Below are 22615 nucleotides of genomic sequence, written 5' to 3' on the forward strand. Positions count from 1 at the left end.
CCCAAACTCGGTCGCTGCGTCCTGAAGGCCTACTCGAAGAAGGCCGAGACCAGGGAATCGATGCCCGTGTCCGCGTCCCGGCGAGACCAGGTGGCGGCGGCGTTCCCGAATGGGCTGGTCACCAGCTCAAGAGTATAGAGCCCCCCATTCACAGTGGCGAAGTCGAGCCGGGTGGCAGCGGACCAGCCCGTACCGGGCACGAAGCGTCGAGCCCAAACGAGAGCGGGCGCTCCCACTCTCTCCGTGCGGCTGTAGACGACCATGGCCGTGCCCGAGGGTGAAACGTGGAGGGCCTTACTCCCGGCGTAGTCCGTCGCGAGTTGCTGAGCCGGCTGCCAGCCCGAGCCCCTCACGTAACGAGCAGACCACAGTCCCCCCTCGGGGCCGCCGCCAATCTGGTCCCAAATCACAAACACGTTTCCGTTTGCGTCTACGCCTATCCGCGCCTCGCCACCAACACTTCCCTGCGTGTGGAGAGGCACCTCCTGGCCGCCAAAGCCAGAATCGAGATTGAAGGGCTTCGCGTACACCCGATCGCTGTCCAGATACCGTCGGATCCAAACGGCAATGCCGGTCCCATCCGCGTTCAGGGCGACCTGCGGATAGCGGCCTTCGGTGCTTTCGCCATGCGCCGGCTCGCTCCAGCCTTCGGCTCCCTGGCGCGAGTATAGGAGAGGGCTGTTGCGCTCGGCCCATACCAACACGCCGTTACCGCGCGAATCCAATCCGATATCATAGCCGTGCCACGAGGAGTCCCAGTTCGAGTAGTCGATGGTGCGCACGCGAACCGGCGTTTCCCACCCCGAACTCCCGGCGTACGGCTGAACCTGTAGGAAGGTCTGCGTGGAACTCTTCTCGACCCAGGCAGCGAGGGCCCCATTGTTGGGAGCTGCCACCACGCGGAGGGCCGTCACATTCAGCCCCGTATTCTCGCCGAGAAGCTGTGGCACACCCCAGCTCTGGACGCCGCTGTCGGAGCCCGTGGCGAGGATGCCATAGGCCTTTTTGGCGCTGTAATCCCCCGCCGGCCACGACTCCACCACGGCAAGGGGCGTGCCGTCAGACAGCGTCGTGAGCGCAGCCGGTCTGGGAATAGGGCCGAGGGTCCCCTCCCCCACGTGCTGCTCAGCCTCCCAGGCGGCGCCTGGCTTGTGGCGCCGCGCCCGGAGCCCCTCGTCGACATACAGGACCGTCGCAACGCCAGAGGCGTCCATGGCGAGCCCGTGGGCAGGTGTACTGAGGCGTGAGCCGTTCGAGATGAGCAGTGGGGCCCCCCACTGGGCCGCACGGATCGAGTAGTCCCAGGCGTGGGAGGAGGTCATCTCGTTGCCAGCGAGGTCCTTCACCCCGCCGATGGCGACGCGCACCTGCGCACCGAATGTCGGCATCTGCCTCAGCTCGAGCGTACACCTGCCCGCCGCACAGGTTACCGCGTCTCCGGACAACGGCATGCCGTCCGCCGTGGCGTGGAACGAGGCCCGCGTGACGCTGGCGGTGTCGAGGGTCGTCTCGCTGAACGACACCTCGATGGCAGTCCAGGGCGAGGCCGTGACCGAGGACGCGTCAGGCGTGACAGACACCCAGCGCGGCGGCGTGACATCCACAATGAAGCCATTCGACATCTTCCAGCCCGAGGTGTTTCCAGCGGAATCCACGGCACGCACGCAACTGTAGTAGCGCTGCTCGGCCAAGGTGAGCACCGTGAGCTCCACGGACGAAGTGGCGCCGACATCCTGGATGCTGCTCGCATCGCCGGGGCACGCCGCAATGGACGTCAAGGCGAGTTCATAGCGCCGGATGCCCACGGAGTCGTTGAAGCCGGACCAGCGAGCCGCTACGCGCGTATTGCTGTTCTGATATTCGAGCTCCGGACCGGCAAGGCCGTCCATCACCGTGGCGGCCAGCTCGGAGGGCGCCGTGCTGTCCTCGACGAACGTCAGCGCCTCGGAGCAGGCCGAGACATTCCCGGCCGCGTCCGTTGCCTGGGCCACGTAGGTAGAGGTGCTGTTGTCGGCGACGGAGAGCGACAGAGTGACCTGCCCCTGACTGTCGGCGGTACGCGAGGCGAGCGCTCCTCCAAGACACATCGTGCCAGCGAAGAAGCGCACCGAGGCCCCCGGCTCGGTAGCGACATGGAGGACCGGCATGTTGTCATTGGCAGGAGAGATGGGCGCGGTCCCGATGAGCATCGGAGCGTCGGGAGGCGTGGTGTCCTCCGAAGGTCCTGCGTCCGCGAGACCCGCATCCACCAAGCCAGCATCCTCCTGCCCTGGTGTGCCGGAGTCCCGCTCGGTGTGCGTCCCAGAGTCCGTCTGCGTCGAGCCGTCGGGCAGTTCGTTGCCATTCCCCCCACAAGCAACCAGCAGCCATCCACTCACGACAGCGCCCACGAGCCCCTTCGACATCGCTCCCCCTCCCATACGCTCTTTCAACATGAGAATCCTCTTCTAGACGGACCCATCTAGCATGAGGAGTGAGGAGGCAAGAAACTGGGTGAGTCTCCGGCTCAGGCAGTGCGTCAAGGCCTCGGCGGCGACTGCACGGCAGCTTCGTGTTCGTCGTCGAAGACGGCAACGCAGTGTTCGACGACGGGGCCGGCGGCCACGCCTCAGCGACTATCGAGGCAATGATTGCAGCGCTGGAGGTGGCCAGAGATGCGGTGCTCTGCACGCGCCATTCGTTGCCGCATCCTTGCCCGAATGAGGGCACGAGGCCCCCTCCCCTCCTGCGGAGGTAGGCGCGGTGGCGCGACAGGCGCAGGTCCGTGAGCCCGTCGCAGGTGGTGCCGGGCGTCGCAGGCGTCGAGCGTGGGCTGCCTTCAGGACGCCCCGGGCAAGCCTCGGGGATGGGCGCTTCTCACGGAAGACCGCGAGTCACTTCGTTGCGGGCGCGGAGTCGACGGTGGTGTCCTGGCGCGGCGCCTGGAGCACGGGAGGCGATGCGCTCAACGCGCCCAGGTAGAGCCGACCGTGGAAGCCGTGGGGCTGCGGGGTGGTGAAGAGCTGGAGGCCAACGGCCTGCTTGGAGGACTGCCGCGCCTCGAGCGTCGGGCTGATGCCGAAGACGTTGCACTCCACCTCCTCGTCCCAGACGCTGTAGCGGCAGACGAACTGGGTGCCTCGCTGGAAGCCCACATCCAGGGCACGCACCGAGGGCAGAGCGCGCACCACCCGAGAGCCCATGGGCTCGAAGTCGCCATCCCAGCTCACCTCCGTGGTGCGCGCGTGGACGCTGCCCGTGAGCACCAGCGTCCAGGCCTGGGGGCGCTTCGACTGGGCGTTCAGCAGGTGCTGGGCCATCTGCGCCTCGCGCTCATTGCCGTGGGCCTTGTCGGAGTCGATGGCGGCCACGTCCACGTCCTTTCCAGCGACGCGCATGCGGCGGACCTGCTCGACGAGCCACAGCATGGCGCGGCTGCTGCGCCCGTCCTGGTATGTCCGGCGCCAGAACGCACTCCCCGAGAGGAGTTCCTGAACGGCCGCTGAATCGCCGTCGCTGACGAGGTAGCGATCGAGGAGCGGCTGCTCGGAGGTGGGAATGGACAGCGCCAGCGTCACCGGCAGTTCCTGGGCCGAGGCCTCGCACAACATCCGCAGCGCCGCGGACGGCACCTCCTGCGTACCCAGGGGGTCCGCCACGAGCAGGACGCCTCCCGCGGAGAACAGGGCCGAGGCCCCCGCCAAGGGAGCACCACACGCGGGAGCGGCGGAGGTGGCGGTGGTCTCACCCTTCTCGCCCCAGTTCTCCATCACCACCGAGCGCATGGGGACAGGGGAATTGCCGCCCACCAACTCCAGCGCGGGAGCCATCTCCAGCCGCTCCAGCAGCTTCTGCTCGATACCCAGGTCGCGGTAGCCGTGCGCCGGCCGGTAGCCCTCCAGCCCAGGGATATTGGAGAAGGCATCCGGCACGGAGAGATGCCCGCCGGACCGACCGGAGGCCTCCGCAGTGTAGCCTCCCCCTTCCTGCGTGTACCTGATGCGAAAGACTCGAACGAGCGCCTGCCGGGGCCCGAGCCGCGTCCCCTGGATGTAGTAGCGCTCGGGGGGAATGACGTCCGGAATGAAGGAGGAGAACATCTCCAGTCCCCCCTCCTTCTCCATCACGTCATGGCGGCTCTTCTCCAGGATGAACCGGGCCGTCATCATCGCGTCCTCGGCGGGCACCTGATAGACGACCTCGTGCGTGGGCGTCTCGTACTGCCCCGTCTCCGGATTGTACTGGGTGGCGATACCTCGCATGCCGGTGGCGCACCCCACGCTCCCCAAGAGCCCCAGCACCAGTCCAAACCGTCGCATCGCTACCTCCATGAACCACAAGTCCTGGAGGCTGGTTTCGGGCCTCCTTGCTGCGTCAACCGCTGAAACGCTTGGGCGCGTAGGACATATTGGCATCGTCCGATGGACGATGGAATGAAGCACACACGGCGTTCACGGTGGTGACCGGGCGTAGCACCTGGAGCGCGGGAGAGCGAGCGGCGCGGCTGGGCCTGGGTGATGGAACAGGCGCGCGCGGCGAAGAATGCAGAGGCGATCCGCGACCTTGAATCGATCGCCCCCTATGCCGTTGGCAAGACGCCGGTGCCGTTGAAGGACATCCTGCTCCAGCGCCGCTGGCTCAATTTCTTCGGGGGTGCCGCCTATCGGCGTCCCGATGCGAGCTTCGAGAGCGCAGCAGTGAATCTGTCGCCCGAATACACCGACGAGGAGGTACGCCAGGTCTGGAAGTCGCAGGATTTCTCGGTCGAGAAGCTCCTTGCCGCGGTACTGACGGCGGACCTGTCGCATGTGAAGCGGCTGAAGACGCCGCTGATCCTGTTCCTCGGACGCCACGACCGCAATGTCTCGGCGATGGTTGCCGCCGAATGGTTCGCGGGCGTCAAGGCGCCGTCGAAGCGGCTCGTCTGGTTCGAGCAGTCGGCGCACGAACTGATGGCCGAGGAGCCGGGCAAGGTGCTGCTCTCACTCATCCGCTATGCCCGTCCGATCGCCGAGCGCGCCGGCGATGTCGCGCCCGCCAGCCCCCAATAGAGCAGGCCGCAGCCAAGCCCCTGCCTCCTCCATCTCCGCCGCAAGCGGACCAGGCGCACGTCGCGCGCCTGCGTTCCTGCGTTGAGTGTTGACGACAGGGGAAGCCTCGTCCCCTGCTCTTCCAACCAGGGAGCGCATGGGGCATCTTCCGAACGACAACTGTGGAGCCGAGGACCCTTTCCGTGGTGGCCAACATGAACGCATCCGTACCGACTGAAATCACGCACCAGGTTTCAAGCGCCTGCGCAGTGATTGGCCGTCACCTCGCCAGTTCGTTGCAGGCCATCCACCTCTTCGGCTCGGCAGTTGATGGAGGGCTGAAACCACACAGCGACATCGATTTGCTGGTAACCGTAAGTGCCCCATTGACCGAAGCCGTTCGACACGCGCTGAGCAAGGAGCTGTTGTCGGTCTCGACATGGCCCGTGACGCATGAATCGCTCCGCCCTCTCGAAGTGACCGTTGTCGTCCGGGATGCGGTCGTCCCTTGGCGCTACCCGCCGTCGCGCGAACTTCAATTCGGGGAATGGTTGCGCGGAGAACTGGAAGCAGGCCGCGTCCAGCCCGCCGTCGTGGACCCCGACCTGGCAATCTTGCTGGCGAAGGCAAGGAGGCACAGCATCTGCCTGTTGGGCGCGCCAGCATCCGACCTCTTCGACCCCGTGCCCCGATCCGATCTGGCGAGAGCGTTCTACGACACCATTCTCCAATGGAACGAACCTGCGGACTGGCGAGGGGACGAAAGGACCGTGGTGCTCGCGCTGGCTCGCATCTGGTTCAGCCTGTCGACGGGGGGAATCGCCTCCAAGGACGTTGCGGCCCAGTGGGTCATTGAACGCCTGCCGGATGAACATCAAGGTGTCATGCGCAGTGCGCGGGCGTCCTACCTTGGAGAGACGCAGGACGACTTGGCACGGAGAGGCCCGGAAGTCGACGCGTTCGTACACTGTGCCAGGACGGCCATCGAACGAATGTATTTGGAATTGCAGTCCGACAATCCGGCAGCTCGCTGAACCTGTGCCTACCCAAAATCCGGTCGCTGCGTCCCCAGCGCAAAGTTGGCGGACACGTCAGCCACCGTCACTGACGCGTCAGTGACACGGGATTCCCCTGGCACTCGGAGACTGGCTTCACCGCAAAGAGTTGAAATGACTGGAGCCGTTCCTACGCGGGCCCTGGCGCGAACATTGCTCTCGTCGCCGGTGCATCCATCCACGGCACCTCATATCAACCTCAGAGCTCCCTGTGCAAAACAAGACCTGGACCGACGCAGCCCTCCTCGATCATCTCCAGAAAGCCGTCTACCTGGAGCTGTGGACCATCCCCCTCTATCTGACGGCCGCCTATTCCTTGCAGGTTCCCGGCACGAACGCTGATCACCCGCCCCAACAGGTGACCGTTCGCGGAAAGAAGAACCCCAATCGAAGCCGGGAGCAGCTCGCCTTCAACAACATCTACTCGGTCGTCGTGCAGGAGATGCTGCACCTCGAACTGGCCAGCAACCTCTTCAATGCGCTGTTCGCCTCCAAGGGATACTCGCCGAAGTTCACGGGCGAATGGGCGCCGCGGTACGACCGGTTCCCGTCCTGGATCGCGGTCAACAAGCCCGTGAAGCTCGGGCCGGTGAACCCTGAGCAAATGTCCCTCCTGGCCGCCATCGAGACCCCCGAACCAAAGTCCGATGGCGCGCCGAACGGGCCGCAAGATGTCTACGATTCCATCGGTCAGTTCTACAAGGCCATCGAGCAGGGCATCCATCAGCGCTGGAACGAACTCTACCAGCCCGACGCGGACCACCGGCAGAAGAGCGAATTCGCCAACCCGCAATACATAAGAGACGACTACACCAGGTTCAGCAGCACCATCGGCGGTGACAGCCGCACCGCGCTGAAACAGGCGAATGAGGTGCTCCAGGCCATCGTCGGGCAGGGCGAGGGCAACTTGGGACCCATCATCGACGCAGAGCTCCGCCCCGAGGATGCCAACGACCTGGAGGATCAGTTCAGCCATTTCGCGCGATTCCGGATGGTACAGGCAATGCTGAAGTTCGGCGGCCCGCTGGAGACCTATCCCACCACAGGGGGCAGTGGGCTCGCGGCCGCGCAGCAGCAGCTCACCGCCGGATTCACGAGCCTCTTGACCGCCTTGGAGAAGGGCTATGCCGGGGACGACGAGCTCGACCTCGGTAGCATGTGGGCTCTTCCCAATCAGATCGTGTCCGTGTGGTCCGCGGGCGGAGTGCCGCAGTTCTAATCATCCCTCACAAAGTCAGGGCTGAGCTGAACGTTGGAAAGGGCCAGCTCCCTGTTTCGCCGCGTCGCGTGTCTTGACTCGGCAGGAATAGGCTCGCTGTGCCTGGACCGGAGAGGCGAAGCCGGAAGCACCCAGGTTTTGTATTTCTTTCGACACACCTGAATAGAAATGAACAGTCGTTTCATCAAGAAGAACAGAGGGGGTTGTGTGCTCATGCGGATGAAGGCCGGTCTGGCCCTGGCGGCTGCGGTCAGCAGTTTGATGACGGGGTGTGTGGAGGAGTTCTCTAGAGACCAGGCTCCAGAAGGGCTCGCGAGCAAGGACGATGCGCGCGTGCACGAACTGAGCAAGGCGACCAGTCGGGGCCGCGAGTTCTGGCTGGCCTTCCCGGGGAACTACCAGGCCACCGCGGTGCTCACGTTGTTCATCGCCAGTGACACGGCGACGACGGGGCAGGTTCGCGTTCCGGGGCAGGGGCTGTCCTTCGACTTCTCGGTGACGCCGGGGCAGGTGACGGCGGTGGCGCTGCCCTCCTCGGTGGCACAGGTGGCCGTGGATGGCGTGGAGTCCAAGGGCATCCACGTCACCGCGGGCGCGGACATCTCCGTGTATGGGCTCAACCGGCTCCTGCAAACGACGGATGCGTTCCTGGGCCTGCCCACCGCGAGCCTGGGCACGGACTACGTGGTGCAGGCCTATCCGAACGTCAACGTCCTCAATGGCTCGCAGTTCTCCGTCGTGGCCACGGAAGACGCGACGGAGGTGACCATCACCCCCTCGAGTGTGGTGGGCAACCACGCCGCGGGAGTGCCCTTCCACGTGGCGCTGAACAAGGGGCAGGCGTACCAGCTTCGCAACACGGGGGCCGCGCCCTCGGACGTCTCCGGAACGCTCGTTCATGCCACGCGCCCGGTGGCCGTCTTCGGCGGACATCAGTGCGCCAACATCCCGGATGGCACGACCATCGCCTGTGACTACCTGGTGGAGCAGCTCCCCCCGACATCGACGTGGGGGCGGCGCTTCGTGACCGTGCCGCTGGCCACACGCCTCGGCGGGGACACCTTCCGCTTCGCGGCCGCCAGGGACGGCACGCAGGTGAGCCTCAACGGCGCGGTGGTGGCGCAGCTCCAGCGCGGCCAGGTGTTCCAGACGAACATCCAGGGCTCGGCGAGCATCACCGCCAACGAGCCCATCCTCGTGACGCAGTACTCCAATGGCTCGAGCTTCGATGGCATCCCGTCCGATCCGTTCATGATGTTGGTGCCGCCCTTCGAGCAGTTCGCCGCCCAGTACACCGTCACCACTCCGAGCTCGGGGTTCCGCAGCAACTTCGCCAACATCGTGGTCCCCAACGACGTCGTGGCCGAGGTGATGCTGGACGGCGCGCTCATCCCGGCGAGCCAGTTCCAGGCCATTGGGGCCAGCGGCTTCTCGGGGGCCCAGCTCCCCGTCGCGCTGGGGGCGCACCGCCTGTCCGCGCCGCAGCCCTTCGGCGTCATGCTCTATGGGTTCGATGCCTTCGACTCCTATGGCTACCCGGGAGGAATGGCCCTGGCGCCCGTGGCGGAGGTGAGCACGCTCACGCTGTCGCCCAGAGAGGGCGTCGCCGTCGTGGGGGACCTCTACTGCGTGACGGCCACGGTCCGGGACGCCGCGGACCGGCCGCTCGCGGGCGTGCGAGTGGATTTCGCTTCGTCCGGAGTGAACTCCGCCTTGGCCTCCGTGAACACCACCGCCGACGGGCAGGCCGAGTTCTGCTTCGAGGGCACTGCACCCGGCGAGGATGCGGTGACCGCGAGCATCGGCTCGGTGAGCGACCAGGTGCAGGTGACCTGGACGAAGCCCAACGCCCCGCCCATCGTGGACGCCGGGCCCGACCTGGAGGGCATGGCCTCCCAGCAGTTGACGCTGCAGGGCTCGGCCTCGGACCCGGATGGTGACCCGCTCACCTATGCCTGGAGCTATGTGGCGCCCCCGGGCGTGCACTGCACCTTCGGGTCACCTTCAGCCCCGGTCTCGAGCATCCAGTGTGACGGGGCCGGCACCGTCACTGTGTCGCTGACCGCAAATGACGGGACCACAACCGCCACCGACAGCGCTCAGGTGGTGCTCGGCTGGGCGTCGGAGCTCACGATGTGCGGCCTCCCCCGCTACACGAACGGGACCTCCATCAAGGCGTGCGGCTGGGCCACCGCGGGCGGCAGCCGCACGGGCATCGTCTCCGCGTACTTCACCGTGGATGGCGGCGCGCCCATCCCCGTCATGCCCGACGCGGGCGGCGGCTTCGTCACCACCCAGCTTCACCTCACGGAGGGGACGCACGTGGTCCGGCTGAGCGTCGTGGACGCGCTGGGGTACGTGACGTGGCGCGAGCAGACGGTGTCCGCGGACTTCACCCCGCCGGTGCTCGTCATCCTGTCCCCCACCGAGCAGGAGACCAACCCCGACCCGGTCGTCACGATGGTCATCCAGGAGCAGGACGCCAGCCCCGCCACGGTGGTGACCCAGGGAATCGTGACGGAGGACGTGCCCGCGGGCAGCAACGTGCTGCGGCACACGGTGAACCTGGTGCACCGCGACTGGTCGCTCGTTCACATCCGGGCCACGGACGCCGCGGGCAATACGACCGAGGTGGTGGCGCGCGTATACGTGGCGCCCTGAGCGCGGCGCGGCCCAGGGCGGGAGAATGACGCTCGCCCGGGCCGGAACGTCCACCCGTGCGGCACGCCGCGCGTCCCGTGCTCGACGGGCGCGCGGCGTTCGCCTGGGCGATGGGGCCGAGCTCGCCCGCGCTCGCCTTCGCAGGCCCGTTCAGGCCGGAGACGCCGACCCGGGCTGGACACCCCTGTTCATCACGACCAAGGGCCTGGTGGCTGAGCAGGGGACACGCAATCGTCCGCCGGCCCGAACGTAGCCGCTCCGGAAGCCTCCGACCGGCTTCAGGAGACGTCGCGATGGATTCCGTTCTGGGTGGACTGCGTCAAAGCCTGCGCTCGCTGGGCCGCAGCCCCGGCTTCACGCTGGGGTGTGTCCTGATGCTGGCGGTGGGCATCGGAGCGAGCACCGCACTCTTCAGCGTGGTGGAAGGCGTTCTGCTGCGTCCCCTGCCCTATCCGCGCCCCGAGCGCCTCGTGGAGCTCTCCCAGCGCGCGGCGGACGGCCATCCGATGCGGTTCTCGGACCCCAACTTCGAGGATGTGCGGACGCGCGCTCGCACCGTCTCGGCGCTGGCGCAGGTGTCGGGAGCGGCGAGCGTCGCCGTCACGGGCGCCGACGAGCCGGCCTTCGCCACGCTGGCGCTCGCCTCGCGCGACTTCTTCCCCGCCTTCGCGGTGCGGCCAGTCCAGGGGCGCCTCTTCGCGGAGGAGGAGCAGCAGGCGGGAGGTGCTCCCGTGGTGATGGTGAGCCACGCCTTCTGGAAGCGGTATCTGGGCGCACGGCCGCTGCCCCTGCCGGACACCCTCACCTTCGAGGGGCGCGCTTACACCGTGGTGGGCGTGATGCCCGAGTCCTTCGACTACCCGGTGGGCACGCAGCTGTGGATTCCGCGAGAGCTGGTGCCTCCCCTGCCCAGCCGCACCGCACACAACTGGCGGGTGGTGGGAAGGCTGGCGGACGGCGTCGACCTCCAGGCCGCGCGAGTGGAGCTCACACACATCGCCCGCGAGCTCCAAGCCCAGTACGGCCAGGAGACGCGGATGCACGACATCGCCGTGGAGCCCTTGCAGGAGAGCCTGGTGGGCCGCGTGCGGTCCACGCTCTACCTGCTTGCGGGCGCCGCGGCCTTCCTGCTGCTGGTGGCGGGCGCCAACGTCACGAACCTGCTGCTCGCCCGCGCGGCCACCCGTGCCCGGGAGCTTGCCATTCACGTGGCCCTGGGCGCGGGGCCCGGAGCGTTGACACGGCGGTTCCTCATGGAGTCGCTCCTGCTGTCACTGGCGGGAGGCGCACTGGGGGCGGTGCTTGCCGCCTGGGGCGTGCGCGCGCTGCTCGCGGCCGAGCCGGGCCACCTGCCACGGGTCGACGAGGTGGGGGTGAACGCCACGGTGCTCCTCTTCTCCCTCGGGCTGTCGCTGCTGCTCGCACTGGGGCTGGGGTTGCTGACGGCGCTGCGCGCGGCGCGGCAGCCCCCGGGAGCAGCGCTGGCGGGCGCCGGGCGCACGCACAGCGGAGGCGGGAGCGCCGAGCGCACGCGCCGAGCCCTCGTCGTGGGGCAGCTCGCGCTCGCATTGGTCCTCCTGGTGGGCGCGGCGCTGCTCGGGCGGAGCCTGATGGGGCTGCTCTCGCTGGACCCGGGGTATCGCACCGAGGATGTCGCGGTGCTCAGCCTCGTGCTCCCTCCGGCAAAGGACGAGGCGCAGGGGCGGCACAACGTGCAGTTGCAGGAGCACCTCCTCTCGCGACTGGCGGCGCTGCCCGGCGTGCGCGCGGTGGGCGCCGTGAGCAACTTCCCGCTCGAGGGAAGCCCGGCGGGGGATGGCACCTTCATCGTGCTCAACCGCCCCGACGAGGTGGGGGACTTCGAGGACTTCGGGCGGCTGGCGCGCGAGCCCGAGCGCACCGGCTCCGCCGAGTACCGTGTGGCGAGCGAGGGCTACTTCGCCGCGCTCGGCATCCCGCTCGTGCGAGGGCGTCTGTTCGATGCGCGCGACACCGTCGACGCGCCGCACGTGGCCGTCATCAGCGAGTCGCTCGCGAAGGCCCGCTGGCCCCACGAGGACCCGCTGGGCAAGCTCATTCAGTTCGGCAACATGGACGGAGACCTGCGTCCCTTCACCATCGTCGGCGTGGTGGGGGACGTGCGGGAGCAAGGGCTGGATGACGCGCCCAGGCCCATGTTCTATGGCGGCTCCCGGCAGCGTATGCGGGCCTCCTCCCGCTTCCACCTCGCCGTGCACGGTCCGATGGGCTCCGCGGCCCTGGTCACCGCGGCGCTGCCTGTGCTGCGAGAGCTTGCCCCCGAGCTGCCCTCGCGCCTGTCCACGGTAGAGGGATTGCTCGCGGGCTCACTCGCCCCCAGGCGCTTCAGCCTCCTGCTGCTGGGCGCCTTCGGTGCGATGGCGCTGCTGCTCTCGGTGGCGGGCCTCGCGGCCGTCGTGTCCTACGCGGTGGCGCAGCGCACGCGGGAGTTCGGTATCCGCTTCGCGCTGGGCGCGACGACGGAAGACGTGCTGGGGCTGGTGCTCCGGCAGGCGGCGCGGCTCGCGGGGCTGGGAATCGTGCTTGGCGTGCTGGGGGCCCTGGGGCTCAGCCAGGTGCTCGCGGGGCTCGTGTACGGAGTGAGCACCACGGACCCGCTCGTCTTCTTCGTGGTGGCGCTCCTCCTGCTCGGCGTGGCGCTGCTCGCGAGCTGGCTGCCAGCCCGACGTGCTTCGCGCGTGGACCCGATGACCGTGCTTCGCTCGGAGGCCTGAAGCGCCTGCGCCTGCCCGAAGTCCTGCTGCTGCGCCCATTCGCGCATCACGGAGGGCGCTCATGTCTCCCGTCGCGGTCTCGCGCAGGGCCCCGTGTGGGGAGCTAAGCGAGCCAGCGCCAGTCGGAGTCCTCCAGCAGCGGGAGCTGGCCCCTGCGGCGGCGGGCGGAGACCTCCTCGTGCCAGGTCTCCCGTCCGCTGCCCGGACCTCGGGTGTGGACAGTGGCGGCAGGACTTGGGGAGCGGTGGCCGTTCCCCGAACGAAGACCGCGCGGTCCCAGTAGGAGTCGATGCGGGTCCATAGCAGCGTCTGGCCCCCGCCGCGCAATCGGATCCGGTAGTCCGGAGCGGCTTCCAGATGCACCGAGGGCCGCCGCGCCCAGCGGCCCATGGAGGGCACGCGCAGCAGCAGCCCAGGGCCAGGGGTCTCCAATCCCCAGCTCCGGGTGTCATCGGCGACGATGGAGACCCCTGGGTTCATGCGACGCGCTCCTCGAGATGCCCGGCCCCCATGGGCCCTTGGAGCGTACCCCGAGGAAAGCCCGTACCGCCGACCGCGCGCCAGGCAGCGGCGATTCGGAATGCCTTGGGCCTACATTCGAGCGGGATGATTGAGCCCGGCGACATCCATCGCGAGCATGTTCGACATTGAGGCCCCCCCCCTTCTTCGGGCCCCCTCTGCAAGACGCTGCATGGAATGACGCATTTGCTAACACATGCTTCTCGCTGGCCCCGCACATCCGGAGCTACATCTGGGCGATATCCCAATCCCCAGATTTCGGTGTCTAATGAGGCATGCACGAACACACGTGGAAATGGAGCACGGTGGGGATGTTCCTCCTGGGAATGGGAGCGCTCATTCCCACGTCGGCGCACGCCTGTGCCGCCCCCAACTGCATGGTGGGGGTGCGCTTTCCCCTCCCCGAGGACGGCGGTGCGGTGCCCGCGAACATCCCCGGACTGGTGACGGTGCCGCCGCTGCTGGAGAGCGTGGATTCATCCACCGTTCGGCTGCTGTTGCCGGATGGAACGCAGGTGCCCGCGACCGTCACGCCGGGCGCGCATCAGACGCAGGTGCTGGTCCCGGACGCACCGCTGGAGCCAGGCACCACGTACCGCATCGAGGCAAAGGGTGTCTGTCAGTTCCAGCCAACCCAGACCGAGTCCGTGACCTTCACCGCCGGCCCCGCCCTCCCTCTCCCCACGACCACCGGAACCCTGACGGTCGACACGCCGAGCCAGGGGATCTTCAACGTGTACGGAGATTCGAGCTGCGGCAACAGGCAGGTGGAAGGGAACTTCACCACGCTGCGCTTTACGCCGTCACCGGAGCTGGTGCCGTTCCTTCCGTGGGTGCATTGGACGGTGGAGGTGGACGGAGAGCCCTGGTCGTATGCGAAGCACAGCGGGCTGACCTCCACCGGTGAGGAGAACCTCGAGCCGCGTCGCTACGAATACAACCGGCAGCTGCTCTTCCTCTATACATTCTGCGACTACGTGGGTTGCGCTGATTCCTACAACCGGCCGCCCATCGAAAGCCTCCCGCCCGGACGACACCGGGCCACGCTCAAGGCGACGCTGGAGCACGCGAACATCACGCTTCCCCCCGTGAGCGTGGACTTCGAGTTGAGCTGCGCGGCACGGGTCGCGAACGTGGGAATGAGCCAGATGCTCGGATGCTCGGATGGGGGGACCGAGATGGACGGAGGTATCGTGAACGAGGACCCGCTCCCCGAGCCGGTCGACACCAAGAAGGGCTGCACCCAGGCCGGGGGCGGACTGACGGTGCTGGGCCTTCTCTCGACGCTCTCGCTCTTGAGCCGCCGGAACTCGCGCCGCGCGAATTAGCTGGCCACACATACGCCCTGCTCCAAGAACGACGGTTGCTCGCTCGCATATTCGAGTTCGAACCTGGATACGTAGCCTCCAGAATCCATACAGGTGAATCATGGGACAGACCGCAGACCCCTCGAAGACGTCGCCGCTGGTCCTGACGAATCCCAAGGGACTGTTCGACCCGGCGCCCTACGGCTTCTCGCACGTGGCGCAGGTGGCGCCGGGCACCCGGCTCATCTACCTGGCGGGGCAAGGTGGGGAGAGTGAGACCGGGGCCCTCCAGCCCGACTTCCGTCTCCAGGTGCGACAGGCGTTCCAGAACATCCGCACGGCCCTGGAGTCCGTGGGAGCCGGCGTCGGCGATGTCGCCAAGCTCACGATGCTCGTGGTGGACCACACGGAGGAGAAGCTCCGGATCATCGGCCCCGAGCTGGACGCGGCCTGGAACGGCGGCATGAAGCCGACCTGTACACTGATTCCCGTCCCTCGGCTGGCGCTGGACGGGATGCTCTTCGAAGTCGAAGCGGTCGCTGTCCTACGTGCCTGACAGCGCGTAGCCGCATGGGATGAACCCGCCCTCCGCATCGCGCTGAGTGAGGGATTCTGGCGTCGGTCATGCGGCGAGACGCACCTGCGCGTGGGCACGGCGAATGGTGCCCCCGCGCGGGCTCAGTCGGCGCCCGGAAGCAGCGAGGGGGCGGAGAAGAAGAGCAGCCCACGGCTCAGCATGGGGAGCCATGCGCTGTAGTGATCATCGCCGGGAAACTCCAGGTACTGGACCGCGAAATCGCCGCCGCCCATCGCCTCGAGCTCCACAGCGAGTTCACGGGCATTGTCGACCATCCGCCGCTCGGCGGCGAACATGCCCCGCGTCCCCTCACTCTTGCGCGGCTTCTGCTCCAGCCCTCCAACCGTGAGCAGCACGCGCGCCTTCACCGGGGTCCGCGCGAACCGCTCCAGGAAGGCCTTCTTCTCGGTGAGCACGTAGCGGTCGTTCCACCAGATGGACGGGCTCCCCGCGATGAAGGTGTCGAAGGACGTGGGCCTCGTGAAGAACGCATGCAGCACCAGGAGGCCGCCATAGGAGTGGCCCATCAGCGCGGTGCGCGAGCCGTCGATCGGCAATCTCGAAGCAAGCGCGGGCTCGAGCTCCTTCTTCAGGAAGTCCAGGAAGCGATCCGCCCCACCCTGCTTCTTCGAGAACCGGTCCCCCGTGTTCGAGAGATTCGGGGCGGGCGGCGTGTAGTCCTCACCACGTGCCTGGTCGCTGTGGGCCTGGTCCCCCGGGTAGGTCAGCCCGACGATGACCGGCGTTGCCGCCGCGACGCCGAAGCCCCGCGCGAGCCTGGGGAGGGCGCGTGTGAGGCGCTCCAGGGTGGGAAAGTGCGCACCGCCATCCAGGAGGTAGATGACCGGATGGCCGGCAGCGGGCGCGGGGCCCTCGGGGACCGCCACGTACAACCGGTGGGTCCGTCCGGTGTGGGTCGAGTCGAGCTCGAACTGGAAGGTGTCCTGGAGCGTCACCGGAGCCCCGTCCACCCGAGCCACCGGCGCGGCGCGGGACACCGGCCCCGAGGCGCAACTGGCAGTCAGGAGGCCCGCCGCGAGGAGCACGTGGAAGCGTGCGGCGAGCAGCGGGTTCAGCAAGCGCAACCCAAGAGAGCGCGCCAGCGCGAGGGGGACGAAGAGACTCATGTTGGGAGACCCGGTGATGACGGATGAATTGAAGCCCCCGCCCATGCACGGCGAGGGCTCCGAACGGCAGGCGGGTGGCTAGCGAATCCGGAGGAGGCCGCGCACCTGGCCCTCGACGACCGTCTTCGCGTCCCCGAGGCCCGTCTCGGGGCTCATGAGACGGAAGCGCGTCTGGGCGTTGTCATTGATGAACTCCGGCAGCACCAGGAGCTCACCAGGATTCTGCGGGATGGTGCGGCCGTTGGTGGGCACGAGGTCGTCCCGGACGACGGGCGTCGCGGTCGGCGCGTCGCCGAGGGTGACCTCCCACAGGCTCCACCAGGCGCCCACGGCGGCGCTCTGCCCGTTGAACGTCCGCTCGGCGGCCACCGCTGTGTCCCAGGCGGACTGCGCGGCGGCCTTGTTCATCACCCGCAGGTAGCCCTTGCCGGGAGCTCCAGGCAGGAGCATGGCGGCGATGTCACCCTCCGCCCCCGGGTTGATGAAGGAATCGAGCGTGGTGGACCACGCATCGAACTCACCAGTCGCGGGATCGAAGCGGACCATGCAGGGCGTGCCGGTGGTCCCGGGAGACACGAAGTGCGCTCCGCTGCCCAGGGACTCGGTGGCGTAATAAATCTTCCCATCCGTGTGCTTGACGCCGTCGCGCGCCCAGCCGCAGCGATTGTCGACCTTGACGGTCACCTCGTCGGTCTGCGTGTCCACGATGACCAGCGCCGTCTTCGCCGGAACCGTCTTCACGTCCGCGGCGTGCCAGCCACCTGCGATGATGACGTCGTTGCCCGCGGTGATGGCCAGGCTCTGCGAATAGCGGAACGTGAAGTCGCCGTCCTTGAGCTGGGACGTCAGATCCTTCGACGTGATGATGGCGAGGTCCTGGGGATTCCAGATGACCAGCTTGTAGTTCACGTGGTCGAAGTAATAGGCCTTCGTCTCGCTGACGAAGTAGTGCTGGGACTGATAGCCACCGGTCGCGGCAACCCCCTGGCTGGTGAACGAAAGCGGATCGCCGGCCGTCAACGAGCCATCCGCGTTGAGGGTGTAGGGGGTCACCGTCGGCAGCCTCGAGCTGCTGACAATGAACTTGCCGGTGCCCGGATGGCCGGCGGCGATGTACGCGTCCGCGGGAAGCTCGATTGCGTCGCCAATCCCAACGGTCTGCTCCTTCTCGATGTCGTCCAACGTCACCAGGTAGCTCTGGGTGTTTCCACCAGCGATGGCGACCTGGGTGATGGCGGCGTAGAGGGGCTCGGCGGTTCCAGCGTCGGGGACCACCTGGGGGCCGTCCGAATCCGAGCAGGCAGTGGCGGACACGGCGAGGGCGAGGAGTGAGGCTTTCAGCTTCATCGGGCTTCCTTTTGGCGAAGGGTTCCTGCGAGGAGACTCGAAGCGCCTCAGCGGGCGCTCAGAGATCAACCGTGGCGCGCGCGGAGAACGCGCGGCCCGGCTTCTGGACACCGACGATGTCGAAGGCGGGAGCGTCGGTAAGATTCTGGAGGTTGAAGGAGAAGGAGAAGGCGCGCCCCTCGAACCGGGAGCGGTAGGTGAGCGCGGCGAAGTGCAGCACCTGGGTGGGCACCCGCGCCTTGTCGCCGCCCCGCCCTGCGCTCTCCCAGGAGCGGTAGAACGACTCGACGAAACGGGTCGTCCACTCCAGGCCAAGAGCGTCCTGATCGCTCAAGAGCTGACGCTTCTGGAACCGCGCGGTCGCCGAGGCCTGGAGCCAGGGAATGTTGGGCATGCGGTCCCCGTGAAAGCGGGCGAACTGGCCTTCCCGCGCGAGGTTGCGGAAGTCGAGCCAGGTAACGGTGCCGGTGAGCCCCACCCAGTCGCCGGGTGAGTCCCAGTCCACGCCCGCGTGCGCCGAGAAGGAACGGGCGTGGTCCACGTTCTCGTAGGCCTGCGTGGCGTCGCCGGGGAAGAGCTGGATGAGGTTCTCGACGTCTCGGATGCCCGCGACCGCGTTGGCACCGAAGCGGCCAACGGACGTGACGATGGGGAGGAGCTCCACGCCCAGGTTGGCGTTGTGACTCGACTCGGGGACGAGCGCCGAGTTCTCCACGAGCAGGCCCCCATCACCGAAAATCTCGTCCACCCGCGGCATCCGCGTGGTCCGCTCATAGGACGCCTTGAGGAGCAGCCCCCGCGTCAGACTGAAGCGCAAGGTGTCACCGAAACCTCCGGCCCACCGGCGCTCCGCGGCCTCCTGCCTCGTCCCCGAGGCGAAGCGCTGCAAGTAGCCCTTCACGAACACGGTGTTCTCCAACCTGCTGTCCCAGAGCAGCTGACGATGGGAGAGACCTCCGAAGGCGGACGTGAGCGCGAGCGGCACCCGGAGGGGGTCCTCCTGCTGCAGACGGGTGAGGTAGGCGTTCTCGCCGCTTCGGTCGCTGTCATCGACGCCGAGCGAAACCTCGAGGTCCTCGGGGTCGAGCAGCGTCCCGAGGAGCCGCACGCGCCCGAACAACGTCTGGCGCGTCTGGGTGTTCTCCAGCGGCGTCGAGCCAGTCTCCCCGGCTCTCGCCCGCGTCGCACGGCAGGCGCCGTACCAGTCGTAAAGACAGTCGGAGGCGTCGAGAAGCTCGCCCACACGCTGGTTGTACCCGGCGATGGCGAGCACCTTCAGCCGCTCATGGGGCGACACCTCGTAGCGAAGCCCGAGGCCCCAACTCTCCTGCGCGGAGGTGACCGCGCCATAGGGCTGAATCATGAACTGGTCGTGTGGGACCTCCTTGTCGTAGCGGCCGAGGTAGCCATTGAGCACGAGCCGGTCGATGCCCGGCAGTGACTCGAACCCCACCTCGATATCGCCTCCAGTGCCCCGATAGGCGTCGTGGTTGCGGCGCAGGGCGCGCGGCGAGACACGCCCCGTCGCCGGGTCATCCACGGGCACGGTGACGACGTAGTCGTTCTGCGCGCGGTCGTGGAACCCCGCGGCTCGCACGAAGACGTGCTCGTGGGCGCGCCACGTCAGCCTGCCAGTCCCTCGGTAGCTGCCGAAGGACCCGCCCTGGAGCGACAGGGACGCACCGGTTTCGGGCTTCGCGAGGTCGGAGCGCAGGTGGATGGCACCGCCCAGCGCGTCCGTCGCGAGGCGCACCGGGACGACGCCGTTGAAGACCTCGAGTTGCCGGATGAGCGAGACCGGAACACTTCCCAGTCCGTAGACATAGGGCGAGTACTCGATGGGGACGCCGTCGAGGAGGACTCGCACCTGGTCGCCGGAGAGGCCCCCGAGCGAGAGCTGGGTCCGGCTCCCCATTCCGCCCGTCCGCTGGACCTGCACGGCAGAGGCACGCGTCAGCACCTCCGCGAGGTCCTCGGCGCGCTCATGGGCCTTCTCCAATTCGACGACGTCCACCGCCTCCGAGCCGCGCACCAGGGCACGGGCTTCGGTCGACCTGGCGCGCACGACCGAGGTGAATCCAGGGGGAGCGGGAGTCTCTGGCTCCTCGGAAGGCTGCGCGGTCGCCTCTTCCGCGGGTGTGTCGGACGCGACTTGGGCGACATCCTCGGCGCCTGGCGGCGCGGCCTCGGGAGGACGGCCGAGGACGAAGTGGTGGATGAACTCGAACTGGCAGGAGACGGGGTTGCCGTCCTGCATCGCCGGGGAGAAGCGCGCATTCTGGAGCGCGCTCACGGCCGCATCATCGAGTCCGTGCCCAAGTCCCTCGACCACCTCCGCGCGCGTGACCCGGCCCTCCGCATCAAGCGTCAGGAGGAGCTTCACCGCGCCTTCAAGCCCCGCGGCGAGTGCCTCGGTCGGATAGACAGCCTCAGGCTGGGCCAGCAGCACCGGAGGGACGACCCCGCCGGATGGCGCAGGCTCGCCCTCGCCCTCCGGCGCCTGCGGGTGCGGCGTCGCGCCAGCGGGGGAAGCGGACGTCGCCGGCGCCGGGGTCTCGCTCGCATCCTGGGCTCGCGCGACGCCCATCGACAGCACGGAGAGGAGTGCGAGCGTGGGGACCAGAGAGGATGGCGCGGGGGCACCCCGCCAGCGACGAAGTGTGGGCATGTTCACGGTGTACAGACAGGGCTCGAAGGCGCGAGGATGATGTCGATATTGATACTCATTCTCAACACCACGACGTACTATCAGTGCCAGCGGTGGGGGTCAATTGGTTGGCGATGTCATTCATCGGCTGCGGAGCGGCCTCGGTGCTGCCCAGCGCGCCCATGGCGCCGTCAAAGAGGAGGGAGGCCGGATTGGCCCGGCCCGTCGTGAGGGCCCCCGATGACGCCCTCCGCGGCGCCCTTCACGGTATTGAAGTAACCAGTCGCGGCGCCCTCGAGGACGCCCTTGAAGCCGCCCTCCGAGTTGCCAATCCTTGTCAGGACGTTGCTGACGCCTGGAAGGAACCGCAGGTGCTTGCCCGCCTCGCCCGCGAACCACTGGACGTTGTCCTTGTTGCTCCCGTCCGCCTTGACGTGGGTGTCCTTCGTGGTCGGCAGTTGGTGAGCGCCCAGGAAGGATTCCCCCTTCTCGGCGAACGGCCTCCGTGCCGTGCCGCGCATCTCCACCCTTGGTGATGCCCTCGATGTTGCCGTCTTCCTGGCCGTTCAGGACTTTGTTCGACCGGTCCCCACCATTGGCGCCTTGGCGCTGTCGATGAACTCCAGCACCTTGGCCAGCCGGAAGACGGCGTCGGGGTTCTGCTTCGCGTCCTTCAGGTCGAGCTTGGGGGCGATGCCCGTCTGCTTGCACGCCTGCTCGGACCTGATGTCCTTCTGGCGTCCCAGCTTCTTCAGCCGGGGTGTCGTCGACGAGCTACGCCGCCGAACGGCTGTCCCCTGCCGGCCGCTTGTCATTGGCGCTCGGGACGCCGGAACCGGAGGACTGCGGCGCCGGAGCCAGGTTCAGCAGTTGCCTCGAGTTGACGGGAGAAGCCGGAGCAGTGGTCGGACGCATCATGGAACGAGAGAGGGCCGAAGCCTTGACGCGCTCATGGGTATCACCTGGTTCCTGGCAGCGAAGGAAGACTGCTGCGGCGAGGCGGCCCTGCCCGTGCGCTGCCTCACCGCAACGCGCATGCCCCCCCCCAGGAGGGCCCCACAACCCATGTATTTCTCAGAGATGGGATGCCCCCGGAGACCTCGCGTCAAGCGCCCCTCCATAGTGACTGCAGTCACTACGGAGGGGCCGTCGCGTGTTTCGCGGACCTGCGCTCATCAGTCTCGCTGGCGGGCGATTTTGCAGTTCCAATACTCTGCGCGCACGGCGCCAGCGGAGCCCATGAGCGAGCTGAAGAAGCCGCCGTCCGTAGGCTGAGTGGACTCGGGCTCGGGCGCCACCGAAGTCCTCCACAATTGCCGTCCGCTCGCCGCATCGAACGCGGTCACCGTCGAAAGGCCCATCAACACCTGGCCTTGTTGGATTCGCAAGCAAGGGTCCATGGCGCTGATGCTTGGCTTCCGCCCCCATCCCTTCACGTCTTCGGAGACCGTCCAAAGCACACGGCCGCTGGCATAGTCACAGCACACGAGGCGCACGCACCACGAGGCAACCGCACCAGTGTGCGTGCTCATTTCCTCCCAGGTCACCGAAAGCATCGCGACGAAGGGCGGCTCAACGGCGAGCGTCACGGTCGTTCGCGCGCCGCGCAGCTTGGAGTCCACTCGCGCATCGTGAAGATCGTGCCGCCACATGACTCGGCCGCTGACGCGGTCGATTGCGGCGACATAGCCCTGTACGGTCGTGATCAGCAAGGGGTCGCTCATCGCGGTGTTGTAACGCGGCAAGCGATTCGACGTCCATGCGTCCGCCACGAAGTGGAGGAATGGATTCGGCGTCATGTGCGCTCGCGAGGTGGGCTACCAGACCCGCCAGGAATGTCATCGGCGCGCAGGCTCTAAACACACAGAAAGCAATCCGGTGCTCGGGGGTGGGACTCACCCCATAATGGCTCACGCTTTCGGCGTGCCGCAGTTCCTGGACGTCGGTACGGCCCAGGACGTCGCTGGCCCACCGCACGAGACAGAAACGAACCGGGTCCGCCGCGTCCAGCGCCGCCCTCCGAACCACAGACGTGGTCCCTGGGACGGTTGCCTCGGCTGGAGCAGAACTGCTGACCATCGCAGTAGGTCTGCCGGATGCACTTGTCCGCGAGGTCCCCACATCGCTCGGGGGTGAGGCCCTCGCACCAGACATCCGCGTACGCCCCGGCAGATGCCTTCACGGACGCATCCGTGCCAGAGGATGGCGCGGCGGCAGCGACCGAAGCAGCGCCTTTCGGTGGCATGGAGTCGGAGCGGCGGGAACACGCCGCTTGCATGCCCACGATGGCGAACACGAGCAGCAGGCTCCCGCAGAAGCCACGCTTCCGCGGAGAGCCCGCGCTCGTCGCGAGAAGAAACCGGGATTTCCAATGGACGGACCTTCTCGCATTCA

15 protein-coding genes are annotated in these 22615 nt (G+C 67.5%); 7 read left to right on the forward strand and 8 right to left on the reverse strand.

All coding sequences use genetic code 11. The features are described 5' to 3' along the window. Positions 1 to 29: 29 nt before the first annotated feature. Both FMP39_RS04015 and FMP39_RS04020 read right to left on the reverse strand, forming a co-directional pair. Entirely contained in the window at positions 30 to 2405 is a 2376-nt protein-coding gene (locus tag FMP39_RS04015) for an Ig-like domain-containing protein (protein ID WP_194858230.1), read from the reverse strand. A gap of 468 nt (positions 2406 to 2873) precedes the next feature. Continuing rightward, positions 2874 to 4298 carry a hypothetical protein gene (locus FMP39_RS04020; protein ID WP_228557640.1) on the reverse strand — a complete coding sequence of 475 codons (1425 nt, stop codon included), beginning with the start codon at positions 4296 to 4298 and terminating at the stop codon, positions 2874 to 2876. A gap of 198 nt (positions 4299 to 4496) precedes the next feature. On the opposite strand from FMP39_RS04020, the gene FMP39_RS04025 reads away from it, so the two are divergent. The 7 genes from FMP39_RS04025 to FMP39_RS04060 all read left to right on the forward strand — a co-directional run bounded on the left by FMP39_RS04025 (position 4497) and on the right by FMP39_RS04060 (position 15079). Beyond that, positions 4497 to 5030 (forward strand): alpha/beta hydrolase, encoded by a 534-nt coding sequence (locus FMP39_RS04025; protein WP_228557641.1) that lies wholly within the window; start codon positions 4497 to 4499, stop codon positions 5028 to 5030. 194 nt (positions 5031 to 5224) lie between these two features. After that, on the forward strand, positions 5225 to 6043 hold the full coding sequence (locus FMP39_RS04030; RefSeq protein ID WP_141588683.1) for an AadA family aminoglycoside 3''-O-nucleotidyltransferase: 819 nt from the start codon (positions 5225 to 5227) through the stop codon (positions 6041 to 6043). A 232-nt stretch (positions 6044 to 6275) separates the two neighbouring features. Further along, positions 6276 to 7283, forward strand: coding sequence for a ferritin-like domain-containing protein (locus FMP39_RS04035; protein ID WP_141588684.1), 1008 nt, complete (start codon positions 6276 to 6278; stop codon positions 7281 to 7283). Positions 7284 to 7496: 213 nt separating this feature from the next. Further along, the gene (locus FMP39_RS04040) at positions 7497 to 9944 is read left to right on the forward strand and encodes an Ig-like domain-containing protein (RefSeq protein ID WP_228557642.1); all 2448 of its coding nucleotides are present in this window, start codon (positions 7497 to 7499) and stop codon (positions 9942 to 9944) included. Positions 9945 to 10237: 293 nt separating this feature from the next. Further along, the gene (locus FMP39_RS04045) at positions 10238 to 12697 is read left to right on the forward strand and encodes an ABC transporter permease (RefSeq protein WP_141588685.1); all 2460 of its coding nucleotides are present in this window, start codon (positions 10238 to 10240) and stop codon (positions 12695 to 12697) included. A gap of 794 nt (positions 12698 to 13491) precedes the next feature. Continuing rightward, the gene (locus FMP39_RS04055) at positions 13492 to 14544 is read left to right on the forward strand and encodes a hypothetical protein (RefSeq protein WP_141588686.1); all 1053 of its coding nucleotides are present in this window, start codon (positions 13492 to 13494) and stop codon (positions 14542 to 14544) included. A gap of 100 nt (positions 14545 to 14644) precedes the next feature. Then, positions 14645 to 15079 (forward strand): RidA family protein, encoded by a 435-nt coding sequence (locus FMP39_RS04060; RefSeq protein ID WP_090494602.1) that lies wholly within the window; start codon positions 14645 to 14647, stop codon positions 15077 to 15079. A gap of 122 nt (positions 15080 to 15201) precedes the next feature. On the opposite strand, the gene FMP39_RS04065 is transcribed toward FMP39_RS04060, so the two are convergent. The 6 genes from FMP39_RS04065 to FMP39_RS04090 all read right to left on the reverse strand — a co-directional run bounded on the left by FMP39_RS04065 (position 15202) and on the right by FMP39_RS04090 (position 22020). Next, a complete protein-coding gene (locus FMP39_RS04065; RefSeq protein ID WP_228557643.1) occupies positions 15202 to 16227 on the reverse strand; it encodes an alpha/beta hydrolase in 1026 nt (341 codons plus the stop codon). Positions 16228 to 16305: 78 nt separating this feature from the next. Then, positions 16306 to 17574 (reverse strand): hypothetical protein, encoded by a 1269-nt coding sequence (locus FMP39_RS04070; protein ID WP_141588688.1) that lies wholly within the window; start codon positions 17572 to 17574, stop codon positions 16306 to 16308. Positions 17575 to 17632: 58 nt separating this feature from the next. Beyond that, the gene (gene mxcH / locus FMP39_RS04075; RefSeq protein ID WP_141588689.1) at positions 17633 to 20242 is read right to left on the reverse strand and encodes a TonB-dependent siderophore myxochelin receptor MxcH; all 2610 of its coding nucleotides are present in this window, start codon (positions 20240 to 20242) and stop codon (positions 17633 to 17635) included. A 170-nt stretch (positions 20243 to 20412) separates the two neighbouring features. Further along, positions 20413 to 20742, reverse strand: coding sequence for a hypothetical protein (locus FMP39_RS37765; RefSeq protein WP_228557644.1), 330 nt, complete (start codon positions 20740 to 20742; stop codon positions 20413 to 20415). A gap of 45 nt (positions 20743 to 20787) precedes the next feature. Next, positions 20788 to 21036: a hypothetical protein gene (locus FMP39_RS04085; RefSeq protein ID WP_141588690.1), complete on the reverse strand. Its 249-nt coding sequence runs from the start codon at positions 21034 to 21036 to the stop codon at positions 20788 to 20790. A gap of 360 nt (positions 21037 to 21396) precedes the next feature. Next, a complete protein-coding gene (locus FMP39_RS04090) occupies positions 21397 to 22020 on the reverse strand; it encodes a PQQ-binding-like beta-propeller repeat protein (RefSeq protein ID WP_141588691.1) in 624 nt (207 codons plus the stop codon). Between the last annotated feature and the right edge of the window lie 595 nt (positions 22021 to 22615).

This window comes from Myxococcus sp. AB056, assembly GCF_006547365.1.
GTDB lineage: Bacteria > Myxococcota > Myxococcia > Myxococcales > Myxococcaceae > Myxococcus > Myxococcus virescens.

What these genes read in the sequence shown, in the direction of transcription:
- FMP39_RS04015 (WP_194858230.1), bottom strand. Translation starts at nt 2,405, where the DNA reads ATGTCGAAGGGGCTCGTGGGCGCTGTCGTGAGTGGATGGCTGCTGGTT.
- FMP39_RS04020 (WP_228557640.1), bottom strand. Translation starts at nt 4,298, where the DNA reads ATGCGACGGTTTGGACTGGTGCTGGGGCTCTTGGGGAGCGTGGGGTGC.
- FMP39_RS04025 (WP_228557641.1), top strand. Translation starts at nt 4,497, where the DNA reads ATGGAACAGGCGCGCGCGGCGAAGAATGCAGAGGCGATCCGCGACCTT.
- FMP39_RS04030 (WP_141588683.1), top strand. Translation starts at nt 5,225, where the DNA reads ATGAACGCATCCGTACCGACTGAAATCACGCACCAGGTTTCAAGCGCC.
- FMP39_RS04040 (WP_228557642.1), top strand. Translation starts at nt 7,497, where the DNA reads ATGCGGATGAAGGCCGGTCTGGCCCTGGCGGCTGCGGTCAGCAGTTTG.
- FMP39_RS04045 (WP_141588685.1), top strand. Translation starts at nt 10,238, where the DNA reads ATGGATTCCGTTCTGGGTGGACTGCGTCAAAGCCTGCGCTCGCTGGGC.
- FMP39_RS04055 (WP_141588686.1), top strand. Translation starts at nt 13,492, where the DNA reads ATGCACGAACACACGTGGAAATGGAGCACGGTGGGGATGTTCCTCCTG.
- FMP39_RS04060 (WP_090494602.1), top strand. Translation starts at nt 14,645, where the DNA reads ATGGGACAGACCGCAGACCCCTCGAAGACGTCGCCGCTGGTCCTGACG.
- FMP39_RS04065 (WP_228557643.1), bottom strand. Translation starts at nt 16,227, where the DNA reads ATGAGTCTCTTCGTCCCCCTCGCGCTGGCGCGCTCTCTTGGGTTGCGC.
- FMP39_RS04070 (WP_141588688.1), bottom strand. Translation starts at nt 17,574, where the DNA reads ATGAAGCTGAAAGCCTCACTCCTCGCCCTCGCCGTGTCCGCCACTGCC.
- mxcH (WP_141588689.1), bottom strand. Translation starts at nt 20,242, where the DNA reads ATGCCCACACTTCGTCGCTGGCGGGGTGCCCCCGCGCCATCCTCTCTG.
- FMP39_RS37765 (WP_228557644.1), bottom strand. Translation starts at nt 20,742, where the DNA reads ATGCGCGGCACGGCACGGAGGCCGTTCGCCGAGAAGGGGGAATCCTTC.
- FMP39_RS04085 (WP_141588690.1), bottom strand. Translation starts at nt 21,036, where the DNA reads ATGACAAGCGGCCGGCAGGGGACAGCCGTTCGGCGGCGTAGCTCGTCG.
- FMP39_RS04090 (WP_141588691.1), bottom strand. Translation starts at nt 22,020, where the DNA reads ATGACGCCGAATCCATTCCTCCACTTCGTGGCGGACGCATGGACGTCG.